Genomic DNA, 13,231 nt, shown 5'->3' on the forward strand with positions numbered 1-13,231 from the left:
GCAGGGGCAAAACAAGGGATAAAAATCAAGACAATGCAAGATGCTGTTCAGTCAATACTTTTACTGTTAGAATCCAATCAGCCTTAAACCATAATAAATTACCCAAATAAGAAGGTAACGCTCATGTCCGAATATATTTCCGAAGCATCCGAAATTGCTAACCAAGAAGCTGAACGCGCCAGACAGGCGGCAAACCGTTGCGAAGATTTCTATCAGTCTGCTGAACAATCCCAACGAGCCGCCGAACAACAGGCACAAGCCGCATCCGAACGTGCAGTTCAAGCTGATCAGCACGCTCATCAAGCCGCATTAGTTCTCCATCATACTGAAATACATGCTGAAAATGCGGCTAACGCAGCTCAGAGTGCTAATGACAGCGCCCAAACAGCGGCCCAGGCAGCTGGCAAGGCAGAGGATGAAGCGCAACAAGCCAGCACCCACGCCGAAACAGCCGCACATGCGGCGACTGAAAGCCAGGCTTCTGCACGGACCGCGCAAGATTGTGCCGAGCAAGCCCAACAACATGCTGAAAATGCCGGTAACTCAGCTCAGGATGCAAACGGCAGCGCCCAATCGGCAGCCCAGGCAGCCATTAAGGCGGAAAATGAAGCACAACAAGCCGCTCGATTTGCCAGCGACGCTCAATCATCTGCCTATGTGACCGGCCAGACAGTGAGCCAATCTCAGGAACACGCCGCCCAAGCAGCCCAATTTTGTGAGCAGTCGGCCAGTCGCGCTCAAGAAATTGAACAACAGCGCGGTGAAGCGCAAACAGAGATAGATAGGATACGGGGTCTTCGTGCTCAGGCCGAGTTTGTATTATCACAACTGCAACAAGCGCTTTCGGAAACTCAAAATTCCCAGCGCTTGGCTGAACAGGCTCGCGATGATGCACAGAGGCTGCGTGATGATGCGCAAAAATTGTACGAGCAAGCCCAAGAGGCCTCAGCCCGCATCCAGGATCATTCCTTCAGTATCGAACAAGCCAAAACCGAGGCTAGCAACGCCGCCGAAGATACGAAAAAATCAATGCTCGATGCCAGAATTGTATTATCGCGTGCTTTTGCTGCGGTTAAGTGCTAACAAGAGTCTCCTTACCTACTTGAACATCAGCCTGTAGGGCGCAATAGCAGCTTTATCGCATATTGCGCCGTATGATAATCTCGCCATGCGACGCAATACGTTATGCTATTGCATCCTACGGGCGCGCTTTACTGCGTTGATTAAGCTTAAAAGCCGGAATATTATCCGATCTACATTACTATCTCCGTTCCAATGACAGACTGCAATTACACTTACAGCCTGCTGATAATGACGGATTGGGAAGAGTTTTAATGCTATTTATTTGCAAAACTCTGGACTTGATCTGACAGTTTCTAAAATGAGTCTATGCTGCATCAGGCATTGACTGTCTCAGTTCGACCCAAACCGGACGGTGAGATACAGCTAGATTTATTTTTAAACTGGGATAACGGATGCTAGCTGGCTGCCAAACCAAGAGCGATGCGGCGAATTTGGCAGCCCTAGCTGATGTAATGGTTAGGGTACTGCCATAGGCAATGATTTGTGTGATTCATAGACAGCAAGTATATTGCAATGATGTCTATGAACCACACAAATGATTTCATAACACAGGCGCAGCACTATTGCTTAGGCACCACTTGTTGCATCCCATGCTGGCCCTCACCCTCAGCGCAGCAACCCATATCATTCATCATGCCGCGCATATGTCCCATGTGTTCATCCATCATATGCCTACGCTGTTGCGGATCCTTCGTTTTGCGCATTTGGTCTATTTCCTTTTCCAGCTGCTTCAGGCGTTCCTGCGTTTCCTTTTCGGTCAAGGGTTGCTGCTGTTGTTCTTCAACGGCTAATGCAAAAGGGCTGAACGATACAAGGGCAACGATTATCAAAAGAATGTATGCTTTCATGATAGTCTCCTAAGGAATTCTTAAAGAAATCTACCTGGGCTTGGCTTTCCTGCATGCAGGTAGTAGGTGGAACCAAAGAAACTATCCCTGTCTGCTCTAACTGGTGTCTGGATTTCTGGGGGCCGCTTTAATGCTACATACCAGATTTTCTTTAACGGCTTTAGTGCTGAATTAGAGTAAATGCTAAGTGGACCGCATGAAGTTCGTTGGTCATTGCTGCTCAATAAATCAATAGCTTGTGCTGTGCTAACAACGCAAACGAACTTCCCGCTGGGCACCACTTACCGATAGGGGAATCAACATAAAGTAACAACACCCCCGTTATGAAAATAACGGGGGTGAGTATTTCAATTACCTACGTCACCAGTGACGTTGCTGGTTTTTCTCTTTTCTATATTCTTGAAGGTTTCAGTTTGCAACTGCTCTACCGCACCACTTTGCAAATGCTTAGTTTCGTCCTTTTTCAGCAGCACGACTAAAACAATAACAGCAGCAATAGCAACGCCAGCGATCCACCATGTGTAGTCTTTTTCTTTTTCTTCAGCCATTTTAAAATCCTCGTAGTTTGTTTAACTATATTTTGTTGCCTTTCCTCAAAAGGGGGCGCTTGACTGGACAAAATGATATACAGGTCTGCAATTGGCCGAAAATGTTCATACATTATCAGGTCAAAAATTGCTAATCCATCACCCCGCCCACGGTTCAACAATACATATTCAGAACTGAATACACAATATGTAATGATACCTATATTTACTAACTCAAAAAATCGGCGGCTTTTATATGCATGTAAATAATTCGTAAAGTTCACCGACCTTTCACTGACTATCCGGTTTTAGACGAACCGAGACAGTCAATGTCCGACTCAATCCAAGATAATATTTGAATCTGTCAGATCTAGTTCAGAGTTTTACAATTTATTAACCGATGTTAAGCCTGTCCAATGGCAACGATGGGTAGGGGTGTGCTGCGCGCGCCTTGGGAGCTAAAACGCGCACGGGTGCCCTACGGCTGACCGAATAGTTCAACACAGACAGGGCCAAAAACGGCCCTGCCCTGTCTGTTCTGATGTAATCGGTAAATATTTAAACAGAGACTACACGGCGTAATTCAACAAGCTGATACCCACCCAGCCAAAGCCTATCGTTGTGACAACAAAGCTGATAGCCGAGTAAACTTTCCAGACTGTCTTTTCCCAAAAAGCAGGATCAAATGCCGCAATCACAAACACGCAAGGATTGGTAATCCCGCCGATCACCACCAGCCAGCAAGCCGTAACCGATAACGGCACTTTGACCGCATAAAACCCCAGGCAAAACAACGCCATTAAGGCAAAATCGATATGCGCTCTGATCAGGGTTTTGTAGTCGGTAAGGAATTCGCCATCAATGCCTTTGACAGGGAACCATCTTGCAAAGGTCATCAGCCATGCCGAAGCCAAAACGGCAAAAACCATCAGCACAGCGCCAATTAATAATATTTCCATCGTGTTATCCCATTTTTTGTTTGGTTATAAAAAATATACTGACCGGTCGGTATATTGACATTGCAGTATACCGACCGGTATAGTGACAATCAACCTGTTTTCTACTGCCCTCGCCCATGACCTTAAATCTGCAAGAAAAAATCCTGCAAGCCGCATCAGAGCTGTTCTATAGCCAAGGCATCAGGGCGACCGGCGTCGATGCCATTGTCAAAGCGGCAAACACCACAAAAATGAGTCTGTATAAATACTTCCTGTCCAAGGACGATTTGGTGCTCGCCTTTCTGCGCAAGCGGGATGAGGATTTTCGAGTCTGGTTTGTCGAACAGGTTGACGCCAAGGCCGATACGCCCAAAGCTAAGCTGCTGGCGGTTTTTGATGTCATCGGCGAATGGATGGCTGTTCCCGAATTTCGCGGTTGCGCCTTTATCAATGCCGCGGCCGAATTTCCGCTTGAAGGTAACCCGGTGCATCAGGTGTCTGCTGAGTTTTACGACCATTTCCGAAGCTATATTGCCGATCTGGCCGGACAGTGCGGCTCTAAATCGCCGGAAAGTCTGGCGCTGCAATTAAGCCTGCTGGTCGAAGGCGCCATCGTTTCGGAACAGATGAAGCGCCATTCAGGTTCCGCCGAACAGGCCAAGCAGGCCGCCATAGTTCTTATCGAAGGAAGCTTAAGTTATATTCCCGACTTATCCTTATCAACCACTAACACCCAGGAGCAGCAATGAGTGAATTTTTCCATGAAGGCAGTCGACAACTGCAAGACCGTTTCGATACCCGGCCCATGGCCGACCGTCTCGTCGATGCGATTGTCAGCGGCCAAATCAGCCCTGAAGACAAGGCGTTTATCGAAGAACAAAACATGTTTTTCTTCGCCACCGTCGATCGGGAAGGACGTCCTAACTGTTCCTACAAAGGCGGCAGCGTCGGCTTGGTCAAGGTTATCGATGAACAAACCCTGGCTTTTCCGCTTTACGACGGCAGCGGCATGTACTTGTCGGCGGGCAATGTATTGGTTAACGAGCATGTCAGCCTGTTGTTCGTCGACTTTCAGCGCCAAGCCCGTCTTCGTTTAAACGGCAGCGCTTTCATTCAGGACGATGATCCTTTGCAAAATCACTGGCCCGAAGCGGAACTGGTGTTGCGGGTAAAAGTGCGGGAAATGTTCCCCAACTGTCCGCGCTATATCCACAAAATGACCTTGGTCGAAGAGTCGTCATTCGTTCCCAAACAACATTGCGAAACACCGGCACCGGCCTGGAAGCGTCTGGAAGTCGTCGCCGACGTCTTGCCGCCCCGCGACGCGCATCTGGCCGGTAACGAGCAGGATGCCGCGGCGGCGTTAAACCGTAACTAGAGCCTACAAATTATCTTGAGTTTTTCTTGCGTGCGTAGGGCGCGCTGTGCGCGCCTTAGGACCTGAATAATGGTAGGTAGCAGTCTTGGTGGTACTTTAATCGTCGCTGATTTCAGTTTATTCCATCAAGACTGTTTGTAGGGATCTAATTATCCTGATTTGAAGCGTTACATCTGACGATGCATTTTTGCCATGCTCAAGTTTTCCTCGGCGGCTTTTTCATAGACATCAATCAGCCTTTCGCAATGCGCTTTAAAATCTTCAGCCTGTCTACCGTAGAGATAGCTTTTTGACTGATACTGACTAAGAAGCTTCTTGTGTTCCTCAGCTTTAAGCCGCATTTCTTCAGCTGCTTCTTCATAGTGTTTCGCCAGCGCCTCATGATCGGCTTTGGATGACGCATTTTGCACGGCCAGGTTCATATCCATTGGATGCGGGTTCATCTCGGCACATGCCGACACTAAGCCAACAGTTAAAAGCAAGGCAATCAGTAACTTTTTTTTCATGGTTTTTCTCCTAAATAATTCAAAAAAATTTAAAGTATCATCGTTTTTTCAGGTTGTTAAGCAAGGATAGAGAATTCAACTTCTTCGATCAATAGGCGCTGCTACCTATCAGGTAACCCGCTCTTTAGCTGAATGCTTTACATCACCAAAATCCCAAATGATTTTTGGGATTTATAGCTCGCGGATTGATGCACAAAAAATAGGGCATCAACCCAGTCCGCACAGCTATTTTTTAAAGCACGAATAGTGCCATTTATAATAAATCAATGCGTTAGGCATTTTTTGTCTTCTACTCAATTCTATTCGCACAATAAATGTGCATTAAAAACCCATAAACGCACCCTAATAAAGCGATCTAAAACGTTTATCTTTAACATCTCCTTCGAATCCAAATAATCGCTTTTTTAGATAAATGATGTTTTAAAGCGATAATTTTCGCAGTCGCAGAGCGTTCATGATGACTGAAACCGAACTAAAACTCATTGCTGCCGCCGCAATCATCGGTGAAAGCAAAATGTCGAAGTATGGATACAGCACACCGGCTGCAACGGGAACGCCGAGGGCGTTGTAGATGAAAGCAAAAAACAGATTCTGGCGGATATTACTCATGGTGGCTTGGCTCAACCGCCGTGACCGGGCGATGCCACGCAGATCGCCTTTGACCAGCGTGACACCCGCACTTTCCATGGCGACATCGGTGCCCGTACCCATGGCAATGCCTACGTGTGCCTGCGCCAATGCCGGTGCATCATTGATGCCGTCGCCCGCCATTGCCACTATATGGCCTTCAGACTGCAATTGTTTAACGATTTCGGTTTTCTGTATGGGCAACACTTCCGCCTCGACCCGGTCTATGCCGAGTTTTTTTGCCACCGCATCGGCCGTAATTTTGTTGTCGCCGGTCAGCATGACGACTTTTATCCCTGCTTCGTGCAGGGCTTTCAGGGCTTCCGGCGTTGACGATTTGATGGGATCGGCGACACTGACAAGACCGCCAAGCTTGCCGTCCACGGCAACAAACATGACGGTCTGCCCTTCCTGACGGAGTTCGTCAGCCTGTTTTTTTAAAGGCGTTGTATCGATATTCTGCGCCTCCATTAATTGGGCATTGCCCAGCGCAACCTGGCGGCCTGAAATCCTGCCACGAACACCTTTACCGGTTACCGATTCAAATTGTTCTCCGGCAGCCAGCTTGATGCCCTTTTCTTCGGCGCCTTTAACAATGGCATCGGCAAGCGGGTGTTCGCTGGCTTTTTCCAGACTTGCGCCGAGATACAGCACGTCTTCTTCGGAAAAATCCTTGCTTGCTATAACTGACATAAGACGGGGTTTACCCTCTGTCAGAGTGCCGGTTTTGTCGATCACTAACGTATCTATTTTTTCCATGATCTCTAGCGCTTCGGCATTTTTAATCAATACCCCCAGCTGAGCGCCCCTGCCGGTACCGACCATAATCGACATCGGCGTGGCGAGACCGAGCGCACAGGGGCAAGCAATAATGAGTACAGCTACCGCATTAACAACCGCATGAGCCAAACGTGGCTCCGGCCCCCACTGCCACCAGACGATCAAGGTAATGATGGCAATGATGACAACGGCCGGTACAAACCAGCCTGCAACCACATCCGCCAGTTTCTGGATCGGTGCCCGGCTGCGCTGTGCTTCGCCGACCATCTTCACGATCTGAGCCAGCAGTGTTTCGCCGCCGACCTTTTCGGCGAGCATCAGCAGGCTTCCGGTGCCGTTGACGGTAGCGCCTATCAGCCTATCACCTACATTTTTTTCCACCGGAATAGGCTCGCCGGTCACCATCGATTCATCGACACTGCTGTAACCTTGCTGCACGACACCATCCACAGGGATTTTTTCGCCGGGCCGGACCCGTAACACATCGCCCGGTTGGACCTGTTCAAGAGAAATATCCTCTTCCTTGCCGTCGCCTGTCACCCGACGCGCTGTTTTCGGCGCCAGCTCCAGCAGCATCTTGATAGCCTGGTTGGTGCGGCTTCGAGCCTGTAATTCCAACACTTGCCCCAGCAACACCAATGCGGTAATGACGGCGGCTGCCTCGAAATAAACAGCCACCATGCCGTCTGAATTACGCATGGTTGGCGGAAAAATGCCCGGCGCAAATGTTGCTGCCACGCTGTAGCCCCAAGCGACGCCGATACCCAATGCGATCAGCGTAAACATGTTTAAATTGCGATTGATGATGGAACGCCAGCCGCGTTGAAAAAACGGCCAGCCGCCCCACCAAACCACCGGCGTGGCTAAAGCAAATTCAATCCATTGCAACCAGTGGGTGAAAAAGTCGCCAGCAATCAATCCCGGCATCAGATCGTGGCCCATCGCCAAAATGAACACGGGTATCGACAGCGCAGTACTGACCCAAAACCTTCGGCTCATATCGGTGAGTTCGTGGTTTTCCTGTTCCTCCCCTGAAACATCTCGAGGTTCCAGAGCCATGCCGCACTTGGGACAGGAACCCGGCTCGCTACGGATGATTTCAGGATGCATCGGGCATACATATTCGGTATGAATTTCGACAACCTTGCTTTCCACCGGAGCCATCGGCTCCAGGGGCATCCCGCATTTTGGGCAGTTGCCAGGATTTTCCAGGCGAACTTCAGGGTGCATGGGGCAGGTATAAGTTGTTTCATGAACATATTTTGTCATTGTCTTACCCTATAGTTTTCGTAACACGATGAAATCAGAGATCCGGTTTTCATGCTTTTGGCAATACGTATTATTTACTTCGCGTCATCGGGATAACACAGCGCGATTGCCCTGACAGATACGGGCAATAGAACTCGAATTAAAACATTTTAACGAAAAGCAAATGTCAGTTGCTACAATGCCTGTCTATCCTTCTGATATGTCCACAGGATACCCTCTTAATGAATTATAAAGAACTCCAAAAAGGCCTGCCTTGGCTACCTTTATCAATAAAGATGCTGTTCACTGGCTACCTTCTGACCATAGGCTTCGGCTTACTGATGGCGGGTGCGCAAATTATGCTGACCCACGGTATGGCTGATGGCAAACCTGGACTATCCGTAGACGACATTGTTTACAGTTATTACGGTAATCGTAATGGATCAACCCTGGAAGCCAAGCTTAATGGCTCTATGAAAAATAATGCGCCACCGCAGGTACGTATTGAAATTATCAAATGGGCGCGTGCAGGCGCTCCGGCCAAAGATTGGGATTCCAGGTTTAAAAATATATTTGAGACCCATTGCACTGCTTGCCACCATGCGGCATCTTCCTTGCCGGATTTTTCCAAACTGGAAAATGTTCAGCAGCGTGCCAGTATTGATACAGGAATTTCCTTTACCTCGCTGACAAAAGTGTCACATGTCCATCTTTTTGGCATTGCCTTTATATTTATGCTGATGGGAGCGATTTTTGTATTTGCGGTGGGAATTCCGGAATGGATCAAGGCTACGTTGGTAGTGATTCCATTTGCCTTCCTGATTATCGATGTTATTTCATGGTGGCTCACCAAGCTGAACCCTGAATTCGCCTGGATTACGATTATTGGCGGCTATGGTTATTCATTAGCTTCAGCAGCAATGTTGTTCATCAGCTTATACCAGATGTGGATACTTCCTTGGAAACCGGCAAAAAAACATAATCCGAACACTTAATCGAGCTTTATGAGGAATTATGTAATCTACCCGATGTTTAGTCGGGTAGATTCAGGTTAAAAAGCTAACCAACCATTCACCATGAAGGTGTTGTTGAATTGAGCATCAGTATTTGTGCCATTGGCTTGAGAATAGCCAATATACTGCAAGCTGGTACGCAAATTCATCAGATATGAATACGAATTGGATTTGCCAAATGGAACATAAACCAGTTCTGCTGTATAGAATTGGCTGTTTGGTCTGGTTTGAGCAACGATATTACCCACATCGTCAAATAGGGGAGCATGTGATCCGTTTATTTTGTTATACGCAAAAGTCAAACCATAAGTCTGGTCAAAGGTATAAGCGAGATTGATTTTATACGTTGCCAGATAGGTTCTACCCGTAGTCGGATCGGATGCCGCCCCTCGATCTGCCGATAGCTTCTGATCTTCATAAATATAAGCCGTTTTGACTTCAAAGATATGTTTCGGATTCGTCATGTACTGGTAAGTCGCATCGACTGCGACATCGGTAAAATGATTAGCGCCAAAAGTCTTGTCACGTCCGGGAAAAACATCGGCACTCATACCGTAGTGACCCAACGCAAAATAGTGACCCTGCCAGTCATGTTGCAGAGCAACACGCCAATAGGGCGCAGGACCGTCGAGACTGACCCTGTCAGGCCCGGCGATACCGAATCCTCTCTGGAAATTGCTGGAAAATGAGCCATAAGCGCCGGCTTCCAGATAAAGCAGATTGTTAATCATCGTATAAGCGGTAGCGCCGCCTACTTGAGATCCCAGTGCTCCGTCAATCAATGGACTCGCTCCGACACTAGGTTGTACCCCGCTGCCGGTATAAGGAAATCCCCAGGCTGGCGTGGTGTTCCACAAGTCCTGTACGGTCGGGTTATTATTTAAAGAGATACCGTAAGTAATTGGGGTGTCGCCCAAATCTAATTGATCGGCAAAACGGATATCGGTGTGTTCCATTGCAAGTCGATCCTCATAGCCGTTATATGTTAATTGACTGAACGCACCAACCTTGCCATAAATACGACCTGCATAAAACAACGACGCTTCGTCAAAAGTGAAATTATTGTTTTTATTATAGCCGGATCGGAGCGTTCCATCCGGCTGACTTTGGCTTTGTACTGTCTGATCCTTCTGGGTATTGGTGAATGTCCCCATGACCGTAGCGCTGAGTGGCGGCAGTTTGGCAGCAGTGCCGCTACCTCCGCCCATTGTATACCCGCCCAATTTAAAATCACGGCCAAAAGGCGACAGGTTGGGCCCGAAGGATTGAGTATGGCACGCGCTACAAGCTTCACCGGTTTGCCGGGAAAAGCTCGGTGTAGCTTCTGCTTCCGGACTTGTTAATAAAATGACTGAGATTAGTGCCGGTAGCAATGCCAGAAAATAATTCAACTTGTAACTTCGTTTAGAAAAAGTTTGCATAAATCACCCAATTGTTTGTTTGAATTTAGTCGCTAAGTGGTTTTCAGTCTTCTCTATTCGGTGCTAACTTAACCTGCATACTCCGTTTCCAAAGCGTAGGATTGTATGTCTGCTTGAAGTTTTATTTTTATTTTAATCCTTCTTTGCCCGGGGGCGACGGATGATTTTTCTCAGCTCCAGGACAATCAGCGGTATGAATCCAACGCCGATCCACGATACGCACTGATTTAGAGAAACCGGCTCGATCTGAAACAGCGTTTGCAACATGGGAACATGGTGTATCGCCAACTGCAAGGCGAAGCTCACCTCCACAATCAGGAACAAGCGCATGTTGGAAAACAAGCCTATCTGCCAAATAGTACGCTGCTCGCTGCGCGCACCAAATGCGCGCAGCAGCTCGGCGATCACCAGGGCGGTAAAAGCGGCATCGCGGGCTTGTTCAAGGCTGTTGTCGATATAGAGTTCATAGGCAAACACGCCGAGCGTGACGCCAGCGGTCAGCAAGCCGGTGAACAGGGTGAGGGTAAGGAACTCCCGGTTGAACAGCGCATCCTGGGAACGTCGCGGCGGGCGATTCAACACGCCGGGCTCAATCGGATCAGTCGCCAGAGCGAGCGCGGGTAAGCCGTCTGTTACCAGGTTGATCCACAGCAGGTGCAGCGGCAGCAGCGGCAGCGGCCAGCCCAGCAAAACCGCGCTCAGCATCACGATCAATTCGCCGGTATTGCCGCTTAGCAAATAAGCCAAGGTTTTGGCGATATTGTCATAAATGCCCCGTCCTTCCTCTACGGCAGCGACAATGGTGGCAAAATTATCATCGGTAATGATGATGTCGGCAGCTCCCTTGGTCACCTCGGTGCCGGTGATGCCCATGGCGATACCGATGGAGGCCTCCTTGAGTGCCGGGGCATCGTTAACCCCGTCCCCGGTCATCGCTACGACTACGCCCCGCGCTTTCCATGCGCGGACAATGCGTAGCTTGTGCTCGGCGGTAACTCGCGCATAAACCGAAACCTTTGACACACATTGCTTCAGTGCTTCGTCATCCAGGCGGTCAAGCTCGGCTCCTACGAGCACTTCATCGCCCTTGCCCAGAATGCCCAATTCATGACCTATTGCCCGTGCAGTATCCGGATGATCGCCGGTGATCATCACGGTTTTGATGCCTGCCCGCTTACATTTGATCACAGCTTCCTTTGCCTCGCCTCGGGGCGGGTCCTGTAAGCCTATGAGTCCTAACAAGGTAAGCCCCTGTTCGATCTCCGTATCATTTACGGCCATACTTTCTTCGAAACTGAAGTTGTCCAGGGAACGTTCAGCGACGGCCAGCACACGCAGGGCATCGTGCGCCAATAAGGCATTGGCTTGTAACAGCCGACTACGGTCATTCTCGGTCAATGCTCTGACTCCCTGATCGGTACGGATCAGGGAGCAACGGCTGAGAATAACTTCGGGTGCGCCTTTGACGAACGCCCAGGGGTGGTTTTCCCGATTACGGATGACGGTCATGCGTTTGCGGTCGGAATCGAAAGGCACGGCAGCCAGTCGCGGCATTTGGGTCTCGACAGCCGCGCGGGTAATGCCGCCTTTCGCGGCGACCACCAGCAACGCACCTTCGGTGGGATCGCCCACGACTTCAGATCGGCCATCTATTAAAGTCAGTTCGGCATCGTTGCAAGCAGCCGATGCGTACAGCAAGGCGAAAAGTTCCGGGCTTTTTGACGGCAGGTTTTCCACGTTGCCGGAAAAAAAGGCGCCTTCCGTTCCGTAACCTTCGCCGGTGATGCGATACAAACTGTCTGACGTAATCAACTTGCGGGCCGTCATTTCACCCATCGTCAGTGTACCGGTCTTGTCCGTACAGATAACCTCGGCGCAGCCCAGCGTTTCGACCGAGGCCATGTGCCGCACCAAGGCATTGCGCTGCACCATCCGTTGCACACCCAAAGCGAGCGCGACAGTCACCACCGCAGGCAGCCCCTCGGGAATGGCCGCTACCGCAAGACTCACCGCGCTCAGGAACAGCTCAAACGGCGCAATTCCCCGCAATAAGCCGAGACTAAAAATCAGCGCAACAACGCCGAAACAGGCCCACAACAGCAAACGCGCTACCCGGTCGAGTCGGCGTTTCAATGGGGTTTCTCCGCTTTCTGCGGTCTCCAGAAGTTTGGCGATATGGCCGAGTTCGGTCTCCATGCCGGTATTAACCACCAAGGCACGGCCGGTTCCCCCCGTTACGCTAGTGCCGAGGAAGGCCATGTTTTTCCGATCCGCGAGAGGCGTTTCCATAGGCAAGCCGTCGGTGAACTTACCTACGGCCTGAGATTCGCCGGTAAGTGACGCCTCGTTGATACGAAGAACGGATGTTTGGATCAGACGAGCATCCGCAGCGACCAAATCCCCGCCTTCCAGCAACAGGATATCGCCCGGAACAATTTCAGTCGCATCGACCACCACGCTATGACCGCCGCGCACCACACGGCAATGGGGCGCTGTCAAACGAGCCAACGCGGCCGCCGCCTTCTCGGCACGATACTCCTGGATGAAGCCGATTATCGCATTCAAAATGACGATGGCAATGATCGCGATGCCGTCTACAGTTTCGCCCAGTGCGGCGGAAACCGCCGCCGCACCGATCAGCACCCAAATAACCAGACTTTTAAACTGGCTGACAAAAATGACCAAGGCAGAAAATCGCTTGCCCTTGCGCAATTTATTCTGCCCATACCGGGTGAGCCGGTTTTTCGCTTCATTGACAGAAAGCCCTTGTTCCACATCGGTCGCGAGAAGGCTTACGGCTTCGGTAACCGATAGTTTGTGCCATGCGTTCATAGTGGTGTTTCCCTCATTAGTGGTGAACGG

General features: G+C 49.7%; 11 protein-coding genes. 4 read left to right on the top strand and 7 right to left on the bottom strand.

The genetic code is table 11. The annotated features are described in order from the left end of the window. Positions 1-123 precede the first annotated feature (123 nt). Positions 124-1,083, top strand: a complete 960-nt coding sequence (locus METTU_RS14885; RefSeq protein ID WP_006892585.1) for a coiled-coil domain-containing protein — start codon at positions 124-126, stop codon at positions 1,081-1,083. Positions 1,084-1,643: 560 nt separating this feature from the next. Here the strand turns inward: METTU_RS14885 and METTU_RS14890 are convergent. The 3 genes from METTU_RS14890 to METTU_RS14900 form a co-directional block, all read right to left on the bottom strand. Then, a complete protein-coding gene (locus METTU_RS14890; RefSeq protein ID WP_006892586.1) occupies positions 1,644-1,931 on the bottom strand; it encodes a hypothetical protein in 288 nt (95 codons plus the stop codon). Positions 1,932-2,278: 347 nt separating this feature from the next. After that, the gene (locus METTU_RS14895) at positions 2,279-2,479 is read right to left on the bottom strand and encodes a hypothetical protein (RefSeq protein ID WP_006892587.1); all 201 of its coding nucleotides are present in this window, start codon (positions 2,477-2,479) and stop codon (positions 2,279-2,281) included. 548 nt (positions 2,480-3,027) lie between these two features. After that, entirely contained in the window at positions 3,028-3,417 is a 390-nt protein-coding gene (locus METTU_RS14900; RefSeq protein ID WP_006892588.1) for a hypothetical protein, read from the bottom strand. Between the two features lie 116 nt (positions 3,418-3,533). Here METTU_RS14900 and METTU_RS14905 point away from each other — a divergent pair, with 116 nt between their 5' ends. Next, positions 3,534-4,145 (top strand): TetR/AcrR family transcriptional regulator, encoded by a 612-nt coding sequence (locus METTU_RS14905; RefSeq protein WP_006892589.1) that lies wholly within the window; start codon positions 3,534-3,536, stop codon positions 4,143-4,145. Continuing rightward, entirely contained in the window at positions 4,142-4,774 is a 633-nt protein-coding gene (locus METTU_RS14910; RefSeq protein WP_006892590.1) for a pyridoxamine 5'-phosphate oxidase family protein, read from the top strand. Before METTU_RS14905 ends, METTU_RS14910 begins: the two co-directional genes overlap by 4 nt. 167 nt (positions 4,775-4,941) lie before the next feature. Here METTU_RS14910 and METTU_RS14915 read toward each other — a convergent pair whose 3' ends face one another. Next, a complete protein-coding gene (locus METTU_RS14915; protein ID WP_006892591.1) occupies positions 4,942-5,280 on the bottom strand; it encodes a hypothetical protein in 339 nt (112 codons plus the stop codon). Between the two features lie 420 nt (positions 5,281-5,700). Next, complete coding sequence (locus METTU_RS14920) at positions 5,701-7,956, bottom strand: copper-transporting P-type ATPase (protein WP_006892592.1); 2,256 nt, start codon at positions 7,954-7,956, stop codon at positions 5,701-5,703. A gap of 221 nt (positions 7,957-8,177) precedes the next feature. On the opposite strand from METTU_RS14920, the gene METTU_RS14925 reads away from it, so the two are divergent. After that, positions 8,178-8,930 carry an Aq_1264-related membrane protein gene (locus METTU_RS14925; protein ID WP_006892593.1) on the top strand — a complete coding sequence of 251 codons (753 nt, stop codon included), beginning with the start codon at positions 8,178-8,180 and terminating at the stop codon, positions 8,928-8,930. A gap of 56 nt (positions 8,931-8,986) precedes the next feature. Here METTU_RS14925 and METTU_RS14930 read toward each other — a convergent pair whose 3' ends face one another. After that, positions 8,987-10,369: a hypothetical protein gene (locus tag METTU_RS14930; RefSeq protein WP_006892594.1), complete on the bottom strand. Its 1,383-nt coding sequence runs from the start codon at positions 10,367-10,369 to the stop codon at positions 8,987-8,989. Positions 10,370-10,501: 132 nt separating this feature from the next. Further along, positions 10,502-13,201: a cation-translocating P-type ATPase gene (locus METTU_RS14935; RefSeq protein ID WP_006892595.1), complete on the bottom strand. Its 2,700-nt coding sequence runs from the start codon at positions 13,199-13,201 to the stop codon at positions 10,502-10,504. Positions 13,202-13,231: the final 30 nt, after the last annotated feature.

This window comes from Methylobacter tundripaludum SV96 (genome assembly GCF_000190755.2).
Lineage (GTDB): Bacteria > Pseudomonadota > Gammaproteobacteria > Methylococcales > Methylomonadaceae > Methylobacter_A > Methylobacter_A tundripaludum.